This window comes from Cryobacterium sp. MLB-32 (assembly GCF_000738085.1).
Lineage (GTDB): Bacteria > Actinomycetota > Actinomycetes > Actinomycetales > Microbacteriaceae > Cryobacterium.
Map to the genome: position 1 here is coordinate 1 of NZ_JPRS01000798.1, position 499 is coordinate 499.

Below are 499 nucleotides of genomic sequence, written 5' to 3' on the forward strand. Positions count from 1 at the left end.
GACCTGCACGAATGGCGTAACGACTTCCCAGCTGTCTCAACCGCGAACTCGGCGAAATTGCATTACGAGTAAAGATGCTCGTTACGCGCAGCAGGACGGAAAGACCCCGTGACCTTTACTACAGCTTGGTATTGGTGTTCGGTGTGGCTTGTGTAGGATAGGTGGGAGACTGTGAAGCTTGGACGCTAGTTCAGGTGGAGTCATCGTTGAAATACCACTCTGGTCATATTGGATACCTAACTTCGAACCATGATCCGGTTCAGGGACAGTGCCTGGTGGGTAGTTTAACTGGGGCGGTTGCCTCCTAAAAAGTAACGGAGGCGCCCAAAGGTTCCCTCAACCTGGTTGGTAATCAGGTGTCGAGTGTAAGTGCACAAGGGAGCTTGACTGTGAGACTGACAAGTCGAGCAGGGACGAAAGTCGGGACTAGTGATCCGGCAGTGGCTTGTGGAAGCGCTGTCGCTCAACGGATAAAAGGTACCTCGGGGATAACAGGCTA

The 499-nt window shown here is 52.7% G+C and carries 1 rRNA gene; it reads left to right on the forward strand.

Going from position 1 to position 499, the window contains the following annotated elements:
• Positions 1–499: ribosomal RNA gene (locus JF66_RS21445) — 23S ribosomal RNA — on the forward strand; the annotation flags it as partial.